General features: G+C 69.3%; 21 protein-coding genes. 7 read left to right on the top strand and 14 right to left on the bottom strand.

Going from position 1 to position 17,011, the window contains the following annotated elements; all coding sequences use genetic code 11:
- Nucleotides 1-44: 44 nt before the first annotated feature.
- Nucleotides 45-278, bottom strand: a complete 234-nt coding sequence (locus tag ACIBEJ_RS47305) for a hypothetical protein (RefSeq protein WP_397189576.1) — start codon at nt 276-278, stop codon at nt 45-47.
- A 175-nt stretch (nt 279-453) separates the two neighbouring features.
- Between ACIBEJ_RS47305 and ACIBEJ_RS47310 the strand changes: the two genes are divergently transcribed.
- Complete coding sequence (locus tag ACIBEJ_RS47310; protein ID WP_397189577.1) at nt 454-2,241, top strand: discoidin domain-containing protein; 1,788 nt, start codon at nt 454-456, stop codon at nt 2,239-2,241.
- 224 nt (nt 2,242-2,465) lie between these two features.
- Here ACIBEJ_RS47310 and ACIBEJ_RS47315 read toward each other — a convergent pair whose 3' ends face one another.
- Both ACIBEJ_RS47315 and ACIBEJ_RS47320 read right to left on the bottom strand, forming a co-directional pair.
- Nucleotides 2,466-3,050 (bottom strand): dihydrofolate reductase family protein, encoded by a 585-nt coding sequence (locus ACIBEJ_RS47315; RefSeq protein ID WP_397189578.1) that lies wholly within the window; start codon nt 3,048-3,050, stop codon nt 2,466-2,468.
- Between the two features lie 110 nt (nt 3,051-3,160).
- Nucleotides 3,161-3,523: an STAS domain-containing protein gene (locus ACIBEJ_RS47320; RefSeq protein ID WP_397189579.1), complete on the bottom strand. Its 363-nt coding sequence runs from the start codon at nt 3,521-3,523 to the stop codon at nt 3,161-3,163.
- A 204-nt stretch (nt 3,524-3,727) separates the two neighbouring features.
- Here ACIBEJ_RS47320 and ACIBEJ_RS47325 point away from each other — a divergent pair, with 204 nt between their 5' ends.
- Nucleotides 3,728-4,048 (top strand): helix-turn-helix transcriptional regulator, encoded by a 321-nt coding sequence (locus tag ACIBEJ_RS47325; RefSeq protein ID WP_397189580.1) that lies wholly within the window; start codon nt 3,728-3,730, stop codon nt 4,046-4,048.
- Here the strand turns inward: ACIBEJ_RS47325 and ACIBEJ_RS47330 are convergent.
- Nucleotides 4,040-4,645 carry a DUF1707 domain-containing protein gene (locus tag ACIBEJ_RS47330; protein ID WP_397189581.1) on the bottom strand — a complete coding sequence of 202 codons (606 nt, stop codon included), beginning with the start codon at nt 4,643-4,645 and terminating at the stop codon, nt 4,040-4,042. The two genes, ACIBEJ_RS47325 and ACIBEJ_RS47330, sit on opposite strands and share 9 nt — an antisense overlap.
- A gap of 93 nt (nt 4,646-4,738) precedes the next feature.
- On the opposite strand from ACIBEJ_RS47330, the gene ACIBEJ_RS47335 reads away from it, so the two are divergent.
- From ACIBEJ_RS47335 to ACIBEJ_RS47350, 4 genes are read left to right on the top strand one after another with little or no spacing between them, the layout of a single operon-like run.
- A complete protein-coding gene (locus ACIBEJ_RS47335; protein ID WP_397189582.1) occupies nt 4,739-5,092 on the top strand; it encodes a PadR family transcriptional regulator in 354 nt (117 codons plus the stop codon).
- Nucleotides 5,089-5,862 (top strand): ABC transporter ATP-binding protein, encoded by a 774-nt coding sequence (locus tag ACIBEJ_RS47340; RefSeq protein WP_397189583.1) that lies wholly within the window; start codon nt 5,089-5,091, stop codon nt 5,860-5,862. Before ACIBEJ_RS47335 ends, ACIBEJ_RS47340 begins: the two co-directional genes overlap by 4 nt.
- On the top strand, nt 5,859-6,620 hold the full coding sequence (locus tag ACIBEJ_RS47345) for an ABC transporter permease (RefSeq protein WP_397189584.1): 762 nt from the start codon (nt 5,859-5,861) through the stop codon (nt 6,618-6,620). The genes ACIBEJ_RS47340 and ACIBEJ_RS47345 overlap by 4 nt, the downstream gene beginning before the upstream one ends.
- A gap of 14 nt (nt 6,621-6,634) precedes the next feature.
- The gene (locus tag ACIBEJ_RS47350) at nt 6,635-7,846 is read left to right on the top strand and encodes a cytochrome P450 (protein WP_397189585.1); all 1,212 of its coding nucleotides are present in this window, start codon (nt 6,635-6,637) and stop codon (nt 7,844-7,846) included.
- On the opposite strand, the gene ACIBEJ_RS47355 is transcribed toward ACIBEJ_RS47350, so the two are convergent.
- The 4 genes from ACIBEJ_RS47355 to ACIBEJ_RS47370 all read right to left on the bottom strand — a co-directional run bounded on the left by ACIBEJ_RS47355 (nt 7,836) and on the right by ACIBEJ_RS47370 (nt 10,806).
- Nucleotides 7,836-9,266, bottom strand: a complete 1,431-nt coding sequence (locus ACIBEJ_RS47355; RefSeq protein WP_397189586.1) for a Gfo/Idh/MocA family protein — start codon at nt 9,264-9,266, stop codon at nt 7,836-7,838. The genes ACIBEJ_RS47350 and ACIBEJ_RS47355 overlap by 11 nt on opposite strands.
- 52 nt (nt 9,267-9,318) lie before the next feature.
- Nucleotides 9,319-9,993: a response regulator gene (locus tag ACIBEJ_RS47360; RefSeq protein WP_397189587.1), complete on the bottom strand. Its 675-nt coding sequence runs from the start codon at nt 9,991-9,993 to the stop codon at nt 9,319-9,321.
- A 195-nt stretch (nt 9,994-10,188) separates the two neighbouring features.
- On the bottom strand, nt 10,189-10,389 hold the full coding sequence (locus ACIBEJ_RS47365; protein WP_397189588.1) for a CsbD family protein: 201 nt from the start codon (nt 10,387-10,389) through the stop codon (nt 10,189-10,191).
- A gap of 54 nt (nt 10,390-10,443) precedes the next feature.
- Nucleotides 10,444-10,806: a YciI family protein gene (locus ACIBEJ_RS47370; protein ID WP_397189589.1), complete on the bottom strand. Its 363-nt coding sequence runs from the start codon at nt 10,804-10,806 to the stop codon at nt 10,444-10,446.
- Between the two features lie 107 nt (nt 10,807-10,913).
- On the opposite strand from ACIBEJ_RS47370, the gene ACIBEJ_RS47375 reads away from it, so the two are divergent.
- On the top strand, nt 10,914-12,122 hold the full coding sequence (locus ACIBEJ_RS47375) for an RNA polymerase sigma factor (protein ID WP_397189590.1): 1,209 nt from the start codon (nt 10,914-10,916) through the stop codon (nt 12,120-12,122).
- On the opposite strand, the gene ACIBEJ_RS47380 is transcribed toward ACIBEJ_RS47375, so the two are convergent.
- From ACIBEJ_RS47380 to ACIBEJ_RS47405, 6 genes are all read right to left on the bottom strand, one after another.
- Nucleotides 12,106-12,423 carry a hypothetical protein gene (locus tag ACIBEJ_RS47380; RefSeq protein ID WP_397189591.1) on the bottom strand — a complete coding sequence of 106 codons (318 nt, stop codon included), beginning with the start codon at nt 12,421-12,423 and terminating at the stop codon, nt 12,106-12,108. The genes ACIBEJ_RS47375 and ACIBEJ_RS47380 overlap by 17 nt on opposite strands.
- Before the next feature lie 80 nt (nt 12,424-12,503).
- Complete coding sequence (locus ACIBEJ_RS47385) at nt 12,504-13,298, bottom strand: hypothetical protein (RefSeq protein WP_397189592.1); 795 nt, start codon at nt 13,296-13,298, stop codon at nt 12,504-12,506.
- The gene (locus tag ACIBEJ_RS47390) at nt 13,295-14,908 is read right to left on the bottom strand and encodes a hypothetical protein (protein WP_397189593.1); all 1,614 of its coding nucleotides are present in this window, start codon (nt 14,906-14,908) and stop codon (nt 13,295-13,297) included. Before ACIBEJ_RS47390 ends, ACIBEJ_RS47385 begins: the two co-directional genes overlap by 4 nt.
- A gap of 5 nt (nt 14,909-14,913) precedes the next feature.
- Complete coding sequence (locus ACIBEJ_RS47395; protein WP_397189594.1) at nt 14,914-15,423, bottom strand: tail fiber protein; 510 nt, start codon at nt 15,421-15,423, stop codon at nt 14,914-14,916.
- 119 nt (nt 15,424-15,542) lie between these two features.
- On the bottom strand, nt 15,543-15,950 hold the full coding sequence (locus ACIBEJ_RS47400) for a hypothetical protein (RefSeq protein ID WP_397189595.1): 408 nt from the start codon (nt 15,948-15,950) through the stop codon (nt 15,543-15,545).
- A gap of 52 nt (nt 15,951-16,002) precedes the next feature.
- Nucleotides 16,003-16,905: an RNA polymerase sigma-70 factor gene (locus tag ACIBEJ_RS47405; RefSeq protein ID WP_397189596.1), complete on the bottom strand. Its 903-nt coding sequence runs from the start codon at nt 16,903-16,905 to the stop codon at nt 16,003-16,005.
- Nucleotides 16,906-17,011 lie beyond the last annotated feature (106 nt).

Below are 17,011 nucleotides of genomic sequence, written 5' to 3' on the forward strand. Positions count from 1 at the left end.
CCGGCGCTGTCTCAGCGATAAGTGAGGGAAAGTCATGGATTGGGTCAGGGCTTCTCCGCGCCGGACCGCCTGGCCTCCGCCTCGAACGCCCGCAGGTTCTCCCGGTTCTTCCGCCGCGGGACGAGCGCCCACCCGGCGTAGTCCGTCGTGGTCCCGATGACGCCTGACGGCTGCGGGTCGCCGAGCGCGGCGGGCATGGCGGCCAGTTCCGTGGCCCTGGTCAGGTACTTCTCGGCGTCCTGGAACCGGTTGGAGAGCTGGAGTCCGCTGGTGATCATGACCAGAGACTTCTGAACCAGGTGTTAAGGGGGCACCACCCGGTATTTCGATCGACATTATTATGGAGTCCATAGATAAGCCTTGCGACAACCAGCCAGTTGACGGGATGATTCCGGCATGAGGGGTGGCGTCTGACGCCAGATCCTCTGGAGTCCATCAATAGTGGAGTATCCTATGCGCGCCTTAACCCCGCCCCTGGCCGTCGCCGTGGCCCTGGCCGGACTGCTCGCCACCCCCACCACCGCCACCGCCGACCGGGGACACCACCCCGGCTACCGGCTCGACTGCGACGGCACCCGTCCGGGCAGCACGTGCACCGTGGTCGCCACCGGAAAGGCCCGGCCGAACCACGTCCAGGAGTTCGTCACCACCGTCAGGACCGGTGACCAGGTATGGGCACGAGACACCCTCTATACCCGTGACGGGCGCGTGCGCAGCCGCCCCTTCACCCTCCCCGAGCAGAAGATCACGGTCGACGTCTCCGTCACCTCCCTGCCGAAGAACCACGTGGGCACCCCGCTCCGCCTGATGGCGTGGAACCTCTTCGTCGGCGGCACGTTCGACCGCAAGGAGACCACCGGCGAGAACCTCGCCCAGATGATCGACTACATGAACGAGGTCAACCCCGACATCCTCTTCGTGGTCGAGGCGTACGGCTCCGCCCAGAAGATCCTCGACGGCCTCAACGCCGGACGGCCGGAGCACGACCGGTTCTCCGCCGTGATGATCACCCAGCCGCAGGACAACAGCCACAACGGCGACAACCTGTGGCTGTACACCAAGCTCAAGGTCGAGAAGGTCTACCCGCGCTACGCCGACGCCGACATCAGCTCCTTCAACCTCGGCGGCGCCCGCCTCGGCCTGCCCAACGGCAAGCACGTCCACGCCTTCAGCCTGTGGACCTGGCACGACGGCTGGGCGTACGGGGACACGCACGACGCCGCGGTGCAGAACACCCACGGCCTGCCCCGCACCAAGACCAACGAGCAGATCCTGGAGGGCGACCACCTCCGCCGCATGGCCATGGGCAGGGCCATCCTGGAGAAGGCCATCCCGTCCTTCATCGGCGACGACGACGCCCCCGTGCTCATGGGCGGCGACCTCAACGCGCAGTCGCACCTGGACTGGAGCGAGCAGTTCGCCAACGCCCCCGGTCACGGCGGGGTCGTGCTGCCCTGGCCGTACACCAAGCAGTACACCGACGCCGGCTTCATGGACACCTTCCGCTACGCCAACCCCGACGCCGGACGCTACCCCGGCCGCACCTGGAGCCCGTTCCACGGCATGGGCGCCATCCCCGGCCGCATCGACTACGTCTTCGCCCGCGGCAAGGACGTGCGCATCCTGGGCTCGCGCGCCGACGTCGACCGGCTGCCGCGCCACCAGAGCTCCCCGCTGAACCGCCAGTACCCGTTCTACTCCGACCACGGCTCGGTCATCACCGACATCCTGATCCGCGGCAAGGGACGGGGACCCGACCGGACCCCCGTCACCGAGGAGCCGGGCAAGGGCCGCGAGATCTGGCCCGCCGAGCCCGCGGGCCGCCGCGTGCCGCCGGCCGAGCTCAAGGCCACGGCCAGCACGTTCAAGCCGGGGGCCGGCGATCCGGCCAGGGCCGTTGACGGCAACCTGACCACCGACTTCCACTCCGACTACCCCGTGGTCCCCCCGCAGCCGCACACCATCACCGTCGACCTCGGCCGCGTCAGGAAGCTGTCGGCCGTCCGCTTCCAGCCCAAACTCCGGGTGAACATGAACGGCACCATCCTGGAGGGCATGGTGCAGGTCAGCGACGACGGAACCACGTTCAGGGACGTCAGGGCGGTGAAGTGGGCCCGCATGACCGCGGCCAACGACGTCCCGCTCGACGGCGTCTCGGCCCGCTACATCAGGCTCCGCAGCGACTACGGCATCGGCGGCGCCTCCGCCCTGGCCGAGATCATCCCCTACGAGAGCTCCTGACATTCCCGGAAGGGGACGCCGCCGGACAGGGCCGGCTCGGTGGAGAAAGCCGCCCGGCTCAGCGTGATCTCGTGGGGCGTCCCCTGCCCGAAGGCGACCCGCCCGCCCCCGTCGTGGGGTTGCGGCGGGCGTTGTCGTCGGCGGCGATGGCGAACGCCGCCGCGCGCAATGGCGTTCGGCCCGCGTCCGGCTCGGCCCCGTGCCGAGCCGCGAGGCGGCACGTGTCAGGGGTGCAGGGTGGGCCGGTAGACGAACTCCTGGGTGCGGCCGTCGAGCGTGCGGCTCTCGATCAGCTCAAGGTCGAAGTCCGGCCAGCCGTGGAAGATCGGGTTCTGCCCGCTCCTCCCGGTGATCACCGGGAAGACCGTCACCTGGAGAAAGTCGACCAGGCCGGCGGCCACCAGCGCCCGGTTCAGCGACAGGCTGCCGTGCGAGCGCAGCGGCACCTTCGACTCCTGCTTGAGCCGGCTGACGACGTCCACGGCGTCGCCGGCCGCTACGGTCGCGTCCGGCCAGTCGAGGGGTCCTTCCAGCGTGGACGACACCACCGTCGTCGGCAGGTTCCGCATCCGGGTGACCCAGGGGTCGTGGATCTCGGACTCCTCGGTGCTCGCGGCCAGCATCTGCGCGAAGTCGCGGTAGGTGGTGGCGCCGATGACCATCCGCTGCTCCTCGCGGTAGAGGGACAGCCGGCGGTCGAGCAGTTCGGGGCCCTGCTTGCCCCAGTAGCCTCCCCAGTCGGCGTCGCCGCCGGTGGTGCCGAAGCCGTCGAGGCTGGTGAAGATGTCGAAGGTGTAGGTGGCGGTCATGATGTTCTCCTCGTGTGGTGGCCCGGCCCGTTCGCCTGCCTCTACTTCGGCTACGAACGGGGGCGCCGCCGTTCGACATCACCTGAGGAAAAACATCACCCCGGAGAAAGTCAGCTGGCCATGGTGGTGAGGCGGGCCGCGGACACGGCCGTGCGCAGCGAGGAGTGGATGCGCAGCACCAGATCAGTGCCGGTGATCCGCAGGAGGCGCATGACGCGCTCGTGAGGGGCGGCCAGGTGAAGCCGGCCGCCGTGCTCCTCCTCGCGGTGGTGCAGGTCGACGAGCAGGTGCAGGCCGGAGCTGTCCATGAAGGTCAGCGCCGCCAAATCCAGCACCAGCGGGAGGGCGCTGTCGGGATGCTGTCCGCGGATATAGGTGGCGAGCTGGTGGGCGTTGGTGGCGTCGAGTTCTCCGGCCACGCCGACCAGCGCGATCCCTTCCAGGTTTCGATACGTCAGCAGGAGGGCGTTCATGATGGCCTCGTTTTCAGGTCCGGAAGTCCGGCCGAGCGGGCGACAGAATCTCGGCCATGCCCCTGCCGTCGAGAGGTTCGAGGCGACGGGAGTGCCCGCTCATGGACGACACTACGCCGGAAAGCTGTTACATGAAAGCCTCTTCACCCTAAACTAGAGTGAACGTCACCATTCCAACACTGTCCGCCACCATGGGGAAGCATCGTGAGCTCTGATCTGCCCGACCCCGCCACACCCCGCTGGACCTTCCTCACCCACCACGCCCGCGTGCTGCTGGAGATCGCCCGTGACCCCGAGGCGCGGGTGCGCGAGGTCGCGGTCAGCATCGGCATCACCGAGCGTACCGTGCAGACCATCATCAAAGATCTGCACGACGCCGGCTTCCTCAGCAGGGAGCGGATCGGCCGCCGCAACCACTACAAGCTCAACACCGACCAGCACTTCCGCTACCCCACCGAGGCCGACCTGCCGGTACGCCGGCTGATCGACATGTTCTCGGAGCGCGACCTGCACGCCTCATCCTGACCGCCGCCGCAGCCATCGCGAGAGCGTACGGCGCGGCGGCCCCACCACCACACGGCCGTGAACCTTGTGACCGGCCAGCTCCACCCGCAGGATGACCGGCGCGCCAGGACGCGCCGGGTCCTGACGGTGTCTGACCTTCCCGTGCATGAGTTGCAGCCCGTCGGTGTCGACCACGACACCGGGCCGCGTGACCAGCCTCAGGGTCTTCCCGGTCATCTGCACGTCGATCCGCAGGGTGTCGTGCGTGATCACCGCCTCGGTGAAGTCGAGCGTCACGGCGCAGAACGTCAGCGCCAGCTCCATCCTGCGCGGCACCACCCAGCGCCCCACGCGCTGGACCGGGCCGCTGTGCACCTGCCCGATCCTGACCAGGTCCTTGGCCTCGACCCCGCCCGCCGTCGCGGGCAGGTCGGCGGTGAGCGCGTCGAGTTCGCTCAGCATCCGCGCCGACAGGGCGGCTTCCAGCCGCTCGTCCAGCTCCTCCGCGCTCAGCCGGCCGTCCCCGGCCGCGACGCGCAGCACGTCCACGACCCGGTCCCGGTCCGCATGGGACGCCCGCAGCCCAGCCTTCCCGGTGGGCGAGATTTCTCCTGACATGCCCCCACACTATTCGGTGTTGCTATGTAGCAGTAGTCGGTGTTACTTTGTACCGGTAGTCAGCAACACCGAATAGCTGAACGGGGGTGCACCGTGAGCAAACAGGCGACGGAGATGCTCAAAGGCACGCTGGAGGGCATCGTCCTGGCGGTCCTGTCCGGCCGGCCCGCCTACGGCTACGAGATCACCGCCTCGCTGCGCGACCAGGGCTTCGCCGAACTCGCGGAAGGCACCGTCTACGCGCTGCTGGTCAGGATCGAGCGGCGCGGCCTGGTCGACGCGGAGCAGGTCCCGTCCGGGAAAGGGCCGCCGCGCAAGGTCTACTCCCTGAGCGCCAAGGGCCGCGAGCAGCTCGACGAGTTCTGGACGACCTGGAGTTTCCTCGCCCAGAGGCTCCGGGCGCTCCGCCAAGGACCGCCACCGAAGAGAGAACGGATGTCCGAATGACCGTCAACCAGATCCAGGGACCCGCGATCCGCGTACAGGGCCTGACGAAGGCGTACAAGGACTTGCAGGTACTGCGGGGCGTCGACTTCGACGTGGCGCCCGGCAGCATCTTCGCCCTGCTCGGCTCGAACGGGGCCGGCAAGACCACCGCCGTGAGAATCCTGGCCACGCTGCTCAAGGCCGACGGGGGCACCGCCCGCGTCCAGGGCTTCGACGTCGCGACGCAGGCCGCGGACGTGCGCGAGTCCATCAGCCTGACCGGCCAGTTCGCCGCGGTGGACGAGATCCTCAGCGGCCGGGAGAACCTCGTCCTGGTCGCCAAGCTCCGCCACCTCAGGAATCCGGGCGAGGTCGCCGACGGCCTGCTCGCCCGGTTCGCGCTGACCGAGGCGGGCGGCCGGAGGGTGTCGACCTACTCGGGCGGCATGCGCCGCCGCCTCGACATCGCCATGAGCCTCATCGGCGACCCGCCCGTCATCTTCCTCGACGAGCCCACGACCGGCCTCGACCCCCAGGCGCGCCTGGAGGTGTGGGAGGCCGTGAAGGAGCTCGCCGCCAACGGCACGACGGTGCTGCTCACCACGCAGTACCTGGACGAGGCCGAACAGCTCGCCGACAGGATCGCGATCCTGCACGAGGGCCGGATCATCGTCAACGGCACCCTGGACGAGCTCAAGAGCCTGCTGCCACCGGCCAAGGTCGAGTACGTCGAGAAGCAGCCCACCCTTGAGGACGTCTTCCTCACCCTTACCGCCAAGGAACCACGATGACCAAGCACTTCTTCGCCGACACCAGCGTCCTGCTCGGCCGGTCCCTGCGCCACATCACACGCAGCGCCGACACCATCGTCACCACCGCGATCATGCCGATCGGCATGATGCTGATGTTCGTCTACGTGTTCGGCGGCGCGATCAAGACCGGGTCGGTCTCGTACGTGAACTACATGCTGCCCGGCATCCTGCTCATCACGGTCGCCTCGGGCATCGCCTACACCGCCTTCCGCCTGTTCACCGACATCAAGAGCGGCATCTTCGAGCGCTTCCAGTCGATGCCCACCGCGCGTTCGTCCGTGCTGTGGGCGCACGTGCTGACCTCGCTGGTCGCCAACGCGGTCTCGCTCGTGGTCGTCATGCTCGTCGCCCTGCTCATGGGCTTCCGGTCGAGCGCGGGCGTGGGCGCCTGGCTGGGCGTCGCCGGGATCCTGATCCTGTTCACGCTGGCGCTGACGTGGATCGCGGTCATCCCCGGCCTCACCGCCAAGACCCCGGACGGCGCGAGCGCGTTCTCCTACCCGCTCATCTTCCTGCCGTTCCTCAGCTCGGCGTTCGTGCCGACCGACACCATGCCCGGCCCGGTGCGCTTCTTCGCCGAGAACCAGCCGGTGACCTCCATCGTCAACGCCGTCCGCAACCTGTTCGCCGAGCAGCCGGTCGGTACCGACATCTGGGTCGCCCTCGCCTGGTGCGTCGGCATCCTCGTCGTCGCCTACGGCTTCGCCATGAACACCTACCGCCGCAAGATCGCCTAGAGACGGGACCCACCATGACCTCCCTCCACACCGTCACGACGATGCCGAACAAGCATCAGCCCGGCTGCCCCTTCGACCCGCCCAAGGAGCTGATCGAGGCCCGCGAGCACGGCCCGATCAGCAGCTTCCCCTTCCCCGACGGGCACCAGGGCTGGATGGTCACCGGCTTCGACCTGATCAGGACGGTTCTGGCCGACCGCCGGTTCAGCTCCCGCAAGGAGCTCATGCGCCACCACCCGCAGATGGACCTGGCCGGGTTCGAGATCCCTCCGCCGCCGCCGGGCGAGTTTCTCCTCATGGACGACCCGCAGCACAGCCGCTACCGCAAGCCGCTGGTGGGCAAGTTCACGGTACGGCGGATGCGCCAGCTCACCGAGAGGGTGGAGCAGGTGACCGCCGAGCACCTCGACGCCATGGAGAAGGCCGGTCCGACGGCGGACCTGGTGACCGCCTTCGCCAAGCCCATCCCGTCGGTGATCATCTGCGAGCTGCTCGGCGTGCCGTACGCGGACCGGGCCGTCTTCCAGGACAACATCGACAAGTTCCTCGGCGGAGGGGTCTCCGACGAGGAGCTGATCGCCGCCTACACCGCGGTCCAGCAGTACCTGGCGGAACTGGTCGTCGCCAAGCGCGCCAACCCGACCGACGACGTGCTCAGCGACCTGCTCGACACCGACCTGACCGACGAGGAGCTGAAGGGCATGGCCCTCATCCTGCTCTCGGCCGGGTTCGACACCACCGCGAACATGCTGGCCCTCGGCACCTTCGCCCTGTTCCAGAACCCGGCGCAGTTGGCCGCGCTGCGCGCCGACCCCTCGCTCGCCGACTCGGCGATCGAGGAGCTGCTGCGCTACCTGACCGTCTTCAAGGGCAGCATGCGGGTCGCGCTGGAGGACGTGGAGCTGGGCGGGCAGACCATCAAGGAAGGCTCGATGGTCCTGCTCGCCTACCACACCGCCAACCGCGATCCCGCGCGCTTCAGCGACCCTCACCTGCTCGACCTGCGCCGGCAGGACGGTGGCCACCTGACCTTCGGCCACGGCGTCCACCAGTGCCTGGGCCAGCAACTGGCCCGCGTGGAGCTGCGCGTCGCCCTGCCCGCGCTGGTCAACCGCTTTCCCACGCTACGGCTGGCCGTACCGGCCGACGAGGTCGAGCTGCGGCCGGAGAGCGCCGACGTCTACGGCGTCAGGAGCCTGCCGGTCACCTGGGACGTCACCCCCTGAGCGCGGGGTCGTCCGGCTGGGGGCGCCCGAACGTGGGCCGGGCGTCCTTCCAGTGGCCTCGGGTGAAGTCGGGCACCTTGACCGGGCGCAGCCGTTCGGTCTTCAGCGACTCGTGGCTGAGCGGGATCACCGAGCACCACGCGGCCGAGTCGTAGACGTCGATGTCGGGGGTCATGCCGAGCCGCATGAGCTGGACGAGGCGGAAGATGGACACGAAGTCGCCGCCGCCGTGCCCGCCGTACTGGTCGGCCAGCCGTTCCAGGAGGGGCCACAGCCAGTGGTCGTGCTGCTTCAGGATGCCGGTGTAGGTGGCGCCGGTCCGCCACGCGTGGTCGGTGTGGCCGAGCGACTCCAGGTAGACGCGGGTGTTGTCGAGCTCGATCGACCCCTTGGTGCCGGTGAGCGTGGTCTCCCTGGTGTAGGGGTGCGGGGAGTTGACGTCGTGCTCGACCCGGATGAACCGGCCGCGGGCGGTGGTGACGAAGCAGGTGTGCCGGTCGCCGGAGATATACGGCTTGTCCTGCCACGACGGGTGGTCCGGCGGCACCCTCGGGTCCTCCTCCCTGAACAGGGCCAGCGCCTTGGGCAGGGAGGCCACGGCGACCAGTTCGTCGAAGCGGTCGCCGCGGTTGATGCCCATGGCCGCCGAGACCGGCCCCAGGCCGTGCATCGGGTAGTGCAGGGCGTTCATCCGGGTCTGCCAGCGCCGCCGCCAGTGCTCCGGGTGATAGGCCCCGCCGAACAGGTACGGCCAGCGCAGGTCGTGGACGTACCCGCCGGACCCGTGCTGCACGTCGCCGAACAGCCCCGCCTGGACCATGTTGAACATCTGCAGCTCGGGCCGGAAGTAGTTGACGTTCTCCAGGAGCATGCAGTGCTTGCGGGTCCGCTCCGAGGTGCGGACCAGGTTCCAGATCTCGTCCAGGTGCGGGGAGATCGGCAGCTCGACGGCGACGTGCTTGCCGTGCTCCATGGCCGCCCTGGCCTGGGGGTAGTGCCACTCCCACGGGGTGGCGACGTAGATCAGGTCGATGTCGTCGCGGCGTACGAGGTTGAGGAAGTCCTGCTCGCCCGCGGAGTATCCGACCGGCTCGACGTCCTGAAAGCCCTGCTGCATGATCCGGGTGATGGTCCTGGTGACGCGTTCCGGGCGGATGTCGCAGACGGCGGTGACCGTGGAGACGGCGCCGAAGCGCACGTCCTGGCTGCCGCCGCGGTTGCCGAGGCCGATGAGCCCGACCCGGACCTTCTCGAAGCCCTCGAACGGCACGTCGACCATGCTTTTCTCGCGGCTGTCACGGGCGGGTTCCGCGCCGGGCGGCTCGGCGGATCCGGCTCCGACGCTGGTGGCGGCGCCCAGCACGAGGCCGGACCTGAGTAAGTTGCGGCGGGAAGGGGCGTAGCGGTGCTGAGAGGCCACGGCGATCACTCCCTGGGGGGCGGTTTGCCCCCGATGGTAAACCGCAGTCAACTCAGGTGACAGGAGGCGTCTCGTTGAGCTCGGCGAGGGTGATGAGCCCGTCGTCGAGGGCGCGGGTGACGAGTTCGCTCTTGGTACGGGCGGCCCGCCCCACGTTGGCGTACTTCACCCGGACCCGCGCGATGTAGGTGTCCACGGTCTTCACGGTGATGTTGAGCTTCGCCGCGACGAGGTCCTTGGATGCCGACACGAACCACGCCCGCAGCACCTCGGTCTCCCGCTGGGACAGGCGCGGCCGGCCCGGATCGTCGTCGGCGACGAGCGCCCCGGACAGCGACGGCGCGGTGTACGCCTCGCCCCGCGCGGCCGCCCGGATGGCGGGCACCAGGTGCTCGGGCCCCTCGCGCTTGGTGAGGTAGGCGAGCGCGCCCAGGTCCACGCACTTCATCGCGATCGTGTCCTCGGTGTGCTGGGAGTACACGATCACCCGCCGGCCGCTGTCGACCAGCCGGCGCAGCTCGCCGAAGTCCGGCCGGCGCGGCACCAGCTCCAGATCGAAGATCACCACGTCGGCGAGGGCGCCGGGTCCCGTCCACACATCGGTGAGCCGGTCCCCGGCGTCGATGAGCGTGATCGGCGGCACCGACTGGGCGCACCACGACTGGACGCCCGCGCTTATGGCCGTGTGATCATCGACGATCACCGCGGTGATCATCTCGTCCGCCATCGGGCCTCCATCCAGACCGTGTCACCGTCGTTCGGCGCCTCGACCCCCCACACCCGGCGTCACCGGCATGGGCGGCTCGACCGCGCCGCAGCCTATCGACTCTGGACGTTGACTCGTCGGCGATGCGCCGTCTGGATACCCGGCGGCCCGCCGCCCCGTCGCGCACGTGCTCAGCTCCGGGGCGGCGTAACCGCGTCAGTGCTTGCGCTTGACGGCGTCCTTGACGTTCTCCACCGCGTCCTTGACCTTCTCGCCCGCCTGCTTGAGCTTGCTCTCCGTCTGGTCGGCCCGGCCCTCGGCCTCAAGGCGCTCGTCGTCGGTGGCGCGGCCGAGGCCCTCCTTGACCTTGCCGCCCAGCTCTTCCGCCTTGTTGTTGATCTTGTCTTCGGTACCCATGATGCTTCTCCCCTCGATCCGGTACGCATCCCTCCTATCCCGCGGCGGCGGGGTCTAACCGGCCGGCTGGAGTGGCCGGACCTCGACGGTGGCGATGCCGTTCACCACTCCTGGCCAGGTCGCGGCGATGGAGATCGCCTCGTCGAGGTCGTCCGCCTCCAGCAGGACCACGCCGCCGACGACCTCCTTCAGCTCCATGTACGGCCCGTCGTGCACGGACAGCTCCCCGTTCGCGCCCGGCCGCACCGTCCTGGCGGTGCGCGGGTGCTGGAGCTCGGCCCCGCCCTCGGCGAGCTTGCCCGCCGCGCCCCACCGGCCGAACCAGGCGCCGAGCTCCTGCCCGTCCCGCTCGGCCTCGGCCGCGACCCTGGCCTCCCACACACTCATGTCACCGCAGACCAGCATGGCGTACTTCATCTGCACGTCCTCCTCCCGGCGGACGCCCGTCGCGTCCGCTCACCCAACCTACGAACGGCGGCGCCGCGAATCCGACAGCGCGCCGGATTCTCTGGTAGGCATCGCGTATGACGGAGACGGTCGAACGGGTGTGGCGGGAGGAGGGCGCCCGCCTCCTGGCGACGCTCGCCCGCCGCCTGGGCGATCTCGAACTCGCCGAGGACGTCCTCCAGGACGCGATGGTGGAGGCGCTGGAGCACTGGCCGCACCGGCTGCCGCCCAACCCGGCAGGCTGGCTGGCCACCACGGCCTGGCGCAAGGCCGTCGACCGGCTGCGGCGGGCCAAGGCGGGAGACGAGAAGCTGGCCCGGCTGGCCAGGACGCCGACCGGGCCCGCGCCCGAGGACAGCCGGCTCGAACTGGCCTTCGCCTGCTGCCATCCCGTGCTCACCGTCGACCAGCAGGTGGCGCTCACGTTGCGCGCGGTCTGCGGGCTGAGCGCGGAGCGGATCGCCGCCGGGTTCCTGGTGCCGGTGCCGACGATCGGGCAGCGGCTGCTGCGCGCGAAGCGGCGGCTGCGCGAGCGGCGGGTGCCGTTCACGCTGCCGGGTCCCGACGAGCTCGCCGACCGGTTGGACGCCGTGCTGGCGGTGGTCTACCTGGTGTTCAACGAGGGCTATCTGAGCGGCCCAGGACCCGAGGGCCGTACCGACCTGGCCGAGGAGGCGCTACGGCTTGGCCGCGCGCTGGAACTGCTGATGCCGGCCGAGCCCGAGGTCGCCGGGCTGGTGGCGCTCATGGAACTGCACCAGGCACGGGCCGCCGCGCGCTTCGACGCCGAGGGCGCCCTGGTCCGCCTGGCCGACCAGGACCGCACCCGGTGGGACAAGGACCTGGCCGACCAGGCCGTCGCCAGGCTGGATCGCGCGCTGGCCGCCCGCCGCCCCGGCGCGTACCAGATCCAGGCGAGCATCGCGGCGCTGCACGCGCGGGCGCCCAGCCTCGCCGACACCGACTGGCGGCAGATCCGGGTGCTCTACGACCTGCTGCTGGAGCGCTCCCCGTCGCCGGTCGTCGTGCTCGCCCGCGCCGTCGCCACCCGCTTCCTGTACGGCCCCGCCGCCGCGTTGGCCGAGATCGAGGACACCGCCGACCGGCTCGACGGCTACCACCTGCTGCACGCCCTCCGCTCGGAGCTGCTGGAGGACCTCGGCCGCGACCAGGAGGCCGTGGCCGCCGCCGAACGCGCGCTGTCCCTCACCACGAGCCGGCCGGAGATCATCCTGCTCACCAGACGCCTGGCCAGGCTGACCGGGCCCGTCAGCGAGGACGGCTGAGCGCGACCTCGGCCAGATCCGTCCACTGCCCGGCGGAGGAGTGGGGCACGACCACCCAGTCCTTCATCTCCCTGCCCTGCCCCGAGGGGTCGAACAGCGACGCCCCGGGCAGCTCAAGCGCGGCAGCATGCTCGGCGGTGTCCCTGACCAGCCGGAAGACCATCGCGCTGTCGTGCCACAGGCTCGCGAACACCTTCCCCGCCTGGTCCTTGAGCGCGGGACTGCCCATCATCCTGGAGATCCGCACCCCCAGGTCGGCCAGCTCGGCCCCGACCTGCCTGAAGTCCTCTTCCGCACTCACCGCGACCCCCGGTCACTCCGCCAGAAACGGCGCTCAGGCTATCAAGCCAGCACGAGTCCGAATTCGCCGACGTGCTTCGCCTACATCCGGGGCGGGCTCGCCGAGCGCTTGCCCTTGCGCGTGGCCCAGGTGCGCGAGAGGTTCACCGGTCCCGACTCCTGCGACCCGCCGACATCCACCAGGATCTTCTTCACCCCCTCCCTGGCCCGCACCTGCTCGATCAGGCTCTTCTTGGAGAGCGTGGCCCTGGGCTTGACGTCCGCCGCGGTGGCGGGGGCGATGAACTCGTTGAGCGAGAACTCGATCGCCCTGCGCATCCCGGCCAGGGCGATGCGCTCGGCCGTGGTCCCCGACGCCTTGGACTCGGCCGTCATGGCCTCGGCCACCTCGTTGCGCCGGCTGAGGTCCAGTTGGTTGTGCAGGCTCATGGTCGACTTGGACTCGCCGAAAAGGCCCGTGCCCACCGCGGTCGGGTGCTGCATCACCTGGGTTTTGGTGGCGAACCCGGTCCAGCGGGTGGGGAAGCGCAGCTTCGACATCAGCTCGAAGGCGTGCTCCAGCTCCTTCCGCTTCGCCGCCGACAGTGAGCCGGAGCTGGTCGCTCCGGTCATCAGGTCGCGGACCGTGGCCGTGGAGACGAGTTCGTCCTGCTCGGGCTGGATCCCCCGGTACGCCGTCCCGAACTTGGCGCTCGACATCTTCTTGTTGGCCACCTCGGACAGCAGGGAGTCGACCTTGCCGGCCTTGTAGTCCTTCGAGGTGGCGAGCAGCACCGACTTCTTCTTGGTAGACACCTTCGCCAGCTTGCGCCCGATGTCCTTGAACACCGGGCCGAGCTTGCTGTGCGACTTCTTGGCCTTGGGGACGGTCTTCACGACGGCTCGATGGACAGCGCCCGCAGGGCGTACCCCGCGGTGGCGCCGGCGTCGATCGGGTCCACCGTGATCGCGATCGAGTTCAGCCCCATCGTGAGCAGGTCGGTGTAGTCGACCGAGGCGAAGTTCCGGTCACGCAGGGCGATGGACAGGAGGTTGTTCTCCCCGCCCTCGGCCTCGACGGAGTCGACGTACTTCACCAGCTTGTTGCCGGTGTCGCCGTTGACCACGATCGTCAGCACCACTCCCGTCGAGGTGATCTTCCAGTGCTTGAGGTGCAGGGTGTAGTCGCTGACGACGTCCACCACCTTGAAGAGCACGGTGAGGGTGAGGCTGGTGTTAGTGCCCGTCAGCAGGCCGGTGAGCGCGGTCTCGCCGGCGGTGAACCCCGTGGCGTCGGCGCAGGGGTCCGGGTAGTCGGTGGTGTCGCGCACCAGCAGGGTGTTGGCGTCGGAGAAGATGCTGAACGCCGTCGGCTGGGTCCCCTCGCTCGCGGCGACCGGCGCGACGGTGAACTTCGAGGGGGTGAAGCCGACCACCGCGGGGGCCTCGGCCCTGCCCACCGGGTCCAGGCCGAGCACCCCCAGGTCGATCGTGGTGGAGATGCCGTCGCCGCTGGGCGGGTACAGGGTGGTCGGGGTGGTGTCGAGATAGACGGTCACGCCGCCGTTGGCGAGGGAGTGCGAGGCGGTGAAGTACTCGAGCCCGTGGGACAGGGCGACCTGGTCGGATTCCGCGTCGGCCACCGTCACGATCCACTGGGCGTGGGCGGAGAAGTCGATCCCGAACATGGACAGGTGGCTGGGCGGATAAAGGGAGGTGCCGTCGTACAGCCGCACCATCATCTCGTTCGGCACCACGACCTTTTCCTGGGCCTGGTTGACCGGATTGACGTCGCCGGTGGAGATGCGGCAGGCGATCGCGTCCCACGGGTACTCCTGGCCGAACGTCCACACCGGGCCGGTGGTCAGCGGGTTCACCAGGGCGTAGGCGCCCCAGTCCTCGATGCTCATGAAGGCCGAGGACGACGCCTCCTGTTCGCTGCTGGTTCCCGACTCGCTGGTGGCGGTGTGCGAGCGCTCGGCCGTCGTCGTGCTCGACATCTCCGCGGACAGGCCGACGCTCGGGCCGTCGCCGCTGACGCCCACCGACGCGCCGTAGCTGTTGGACTGCGCCGTGGTCGAGCCCGACGTACGGCTGACCGAGCTACCCGACGTGCTGCCGGAACTGTCGCTGACCATGCCCGAGGTCTGCACCTTGGTGTTCACGGTCTGCGGGGAGTAGCCGGTGAGCAGCAGTTTCGTGCCCTGCGCGCCCGAGGCGACGAGCTGGAGGTTCAGCAGAGCCGGGTAGTCGGCGTAGCTGGTGACGTGCAGCCGCGGGCTGATCGCCAGGCCGCTGGGGTTGTAGACCATGACGCGCTGGGTGACGGACAGGGCGTACTTGCGCACCCCGCTCCTCGCGACACCGCTTTGGATCGTTCCAGAATCGAGCTGGACGTCGTCGTAGTGGGTCACGTGGTAGCCGACCGTGAACAGGCCGACGCACGTGCTGCCCGCGTAGAGCTGGGTGGACAGCGTGTAGGTGTAGGGATCGACGGCTTTGAACATGGGCGTCAGTCCGTCCCCGCGCAGATCATGTACGTCACGGCGTAGTAGGGCTGGACGATCCAGGTCGGGGCGTTCTCCCCGGTGTAGTCGGTGCCGGTGAGCGTGGAGCCGTCGGGGTTGGTCTCGTAGGGGATGTCGTTGCCGCTGTCGCCCTCGAAACTCTGCTTGTGCAGCCCGAAGTTTCCGCCGTTGATCTGGTGGTTGTGCCTCGGCATCGACTGGATGCTGATCACGACCTGGCACTCTCCCCCGGTGTCCGTGATCTCCAGAGCGGTGCCGATCGCCCCGAAGGCCGGGTTGCGCCCGTCGCTCTGGGTCAGGGTCGCCGCCGTGAGGTCACCCGCGCCCAGCAGCACCCGGCCGATGAGGTTGGGCGTGTTGGTGCTGCCGAGCGCGGTGATGAGCTGCGAGTACTGGCCGGGGATCGGCGATCCGTCGCACGGGAGCCAGCCCGGTGGGAGTGAGTTGGGGTTCAGGATGGTCGCGACGATGGTGCCGACAGGCACGTCCAGCATGGATTGCGGCATTCTCGGCTTCCCATTGGTTACTTGGAGTCACCACTCCCTGGGCGTGATCGACGATACAGCGGACGCAGCGGACGAAGCCGGATATCAAGATCGGCGCGCGCCATCTCCTACCTGGGGCGTTGCACGCAGGGGGTGAAGTACGTCCGCCGCTTGCCCGTGCTGAAGTCGCGCAGCCTCATCTCCAGGTAGTAGCAGACGTTGTACTTGGTCGGGCTCGTCCTGACGCCGACCCAGCTCGCCGTGCCGGTTTTGGGGATGGCCTGGTAGTGGACGGGCGCGTACTCGCCGTTTCCGGATACCCAGAACTCCAGCCACGACTTGTTGCCCCTGTGGTTCTCGTAGCGGCCGTACCTGATTCCGGCGCTGTCGATGCTGAGGCAGAAGGAGGGCAGGTCGGCCGCGCACCCCTTCTTGGCCGTCAGCCCCGCACTCGCGCCTGACGGGAAGGACAGGAGTCCGACCGCGACGGCTGAGATCACGAGCACGGCCTTGGTCTTGCGTGGGAGATTCACCATGACCGGTCACGGTAGGGGCGGGCCCTTTGGATTCGCTTTCGACGGCCGATCGTCAGCGGCTCACGGCGGTCTCGCGGGCGATGTGGGAGAGCTTTTCCGGGTTGCGCACGTGGTAGGCGCCGGTGACGTAGCCGTTCTCCACCCGCACGGCCACCACGCCGTCGATCTCGCCGTCGATCCGGACGAGCAGCCCCGGCCAGCCGTTGATCTGCACGATCTCGACCGACCTCGCCGCCTCGCGCTGCCACCATCCGACGGCCAGGAGGCGGGCGACGTCGTCCACGCCCACGACGGGCCGCAGCAGGGCGTGCCTGACGCCGCCGCCGTCGCTCAGGGCGACGACGTCCGGCGCGAGGACGTCGAGCAGGCTCTGCAGGTCGCCGGTCTCGACCGCGCGCTGGAACGCCTGGAGCGCGGCCCGGTGCTCGGCCGGGGTGCCGGCGCCGCGTGGCCGGCGCTCGGCGACGTGGGTCCGTGCCCGGTGAGCGATCTGGCGTACCGCGGGCTGGGTCTTGCCGACCGCCTCGGCGATCTCGGCGTAGTCCAGGCCGAAGACCTCGCGCAGCACGAACACCGCCCGCTCGGTCGGCTGCAGCGTCTCCAGCACCAGCAGCATCGCCATCGAGACGCTGTCGGCCAGCTCCACGTCCTCGGCCACGTCGGGCGCGGTCAGCAGCGGCTCGGGCAGCCACGGCCCGACGTAGGTCTCCTTGCGCCGGTCCAGCGTGCGCAGCCGCTTCAGCGCCTGCCGGGTGACGATCCTGATCAGGTACGCCCGCCGGTCCAGCACCGTGCCGAGGTCGACCCCCGCCCACAGCATCCACGTCTCTTGGAGGACGTCCTCGGCGTCGGTCGCGGAGCCGAGGATCTCGTAGGAGAGCGTGAACAGCAGGTTGCGGTGGGCGACGAACGTTTCGGTGGCCGCGTCCGTGCGGCTGCCAGGTGCCGGTGCCATGTCCATACGATCCCGCCCGCCACCGCCCTGTGACACCCGTGACCGGTGGTCTATGTCACACAGGTCCCGCTGTCACGGGAAGCGGGGCGGCGGGATCTCTTGCTCG

It is taken from the genome of Nonomuraea sp. NPDC050790 (assembly GCF_044456745.1).
Lineage (GTDB): Bacteria > Actinomycetota > Actinomycetes > Streptosporangiales > Streptosporangiaceae > Nonomuraea.

Coding starts and splice junctions, on each gene's coding strand:
- ACIBEJ_RS47305 (WP_397189576.1), bottom strand. CDS start 278: ATGATCACCAGCGGACTCCAGCTCTCCAACCGGTTCCAGGACGCCGAG.
- ACIBEJ_RS47310 (WP_397189577.1), top strand. CDS start 454: ATGCGCGCCTTAACCCCGCCCCTGGCCGTCGCCGTGGCCCTGGCCGGA.
- ACIBEJ_RS47315 (WP_397189578.1), bottom strand. CDS start 3,050: ATGACCGCCACCTACACCTTCGACATCTTCACCAGCCTCGACGGCTTC.
- ACIBEJ_RS47320 (WP_397189579.1), bottom strand. CDS start 3,523: ATGAACGCCCTCCTGCTGACGTATCGAAACCTGGAAGGGATCGCGCTG.
- ACIBEJ_RS47330 (WP_397189581.1), bottom strand. CDS start 4,645: ATGTCAGGAGAAATCTCGCCCACCGGGAAGGCTGGGCTGCGGGCGTCC.
- ACIBEJ_RS47340 (WP_397189583.1), top strand. CDS start 5,089: ATGACCGTCAACCAGATCCAGGGACCCGCGATCCGCGTACAGGGCCTG.
- ACIBEJ_RS47345 (WP_397189584.1), top strand. CDS start 5,859: ATGACCAAGCACTTCTTCGCCGACACCAGCGTCCTGCTCGGCCGGTCC.
- ACIBEJ_RS47350 (WP_397189585.1), top strand. CDS start 6,635: ATGACCTCCCTCCACACCGTCACGACGATGCCGAACAAGCATCAGCCC.
- ACIBEJ_RS47360 (WP_397189587.1), bottom strand. CDS start 9,993: ATGGCGGACGAGATGATCACCGCGGTGATCGTCGATGATCACACGGCC.
- ACIBEJ_RS47365 (WP_397189588.1), bottom strand. CDS start 10,389: ATGGGTACCGAAGACAAGATCAACAACAAGGCGGAAGAGCTGGGCGGC.
- ACIBEJ_RS47370 (WP_397189589.1), bottom strand. CDS start 10,806: ATGAAGTACGCCATGCTGGTCTGCGGTGACATGAGTGTGTGGGAGGCC.
- ACIBEJ_RS47375 (WP_397189590.1), top strand. CDS start 10,914: ATGACGGAGACGGTCGAACGGGTGTGGCGGGAGGAGGGCGCCCGCCTC.
- ACIBEJ_RS47390 (WP_397189593.1), bottom strand. CDS start 14,908: ATGTTCAAAGCCGTCGATCCCTACACCTACACGCTGTCCACCCAGCTC.
- ACIBEJ_RS47395 (WP_397189594.1), bottom strand. CDS start 15,423: ATGCTGGACGTGCCTGTCGGCACCATCGTCGCGACCATCCTGAACCCC.
- ACIBEJ_RS47400 (WP_397189595.1), bottom strand. CDS start 15,950: ATGGTGAATCTCCCACGCAAGACCAAGGCCGTGCTCGTGATCTCAGCC.
- ACIBEJ_RS47405 (WP_397189596.1), bottom strand. CDS start 16,905: ATGGCACCGGCACCTGGCAGCCGCACGGACGCGGCCACCGAAACGTTC.